General features: G+C 61.1%; 1 protein-coding gene. It reads right to left on the bottom strand.

Features of this window, described 5'->3' with window-relative positions; translation table 11 throughout:
• On the bottom strand, window positions 1-350 hold a 350-nt coding region (locus AC1EJR_RS27370; protein WP_477147864.1), incomplete at its 3' end, for a DUF3304 domain-containing protein.
• Between the last annotated feature and the right edge of the window lie 21 nt (window positions 351-371).

The raw sequence follows: 371 nt of genomic DNA on the forward strand, positions 1-371 counted from the left end.
AAATGGAGAGTCAGAAGCCCCACGTCTTCAGGGCGGTAGGGGGGCACAGGGACAATCCGCTCCTGCGGAACATCGTCGATGCGATGGAGCCACCTGACCTTCGCCGTCATGCCAGGCTTGTAGACCCGTGGCACCGTGACGCAGCACGTGAACTTTCCACCGCCCTTGTGCGCCCCGATATTCGGTCCGCCATGCCCGTCGACCTCGAACGMGTAGATGCCTACATCGGTGTGGTTGTATCCAACCATTGACACTGAGATTGGCTCCTCGCCGCAACCGGACACTGCCAGTGGCAATGCTGCTAGCAGGCCGGCTATCCACGCCCGTGGGCGCGCTACTGTGTAAGGCATGACTCTCCTCGTGGAACTGTG

Source organism: Cupriavidus sp. 05T42, from assembly GCF_056396345.1.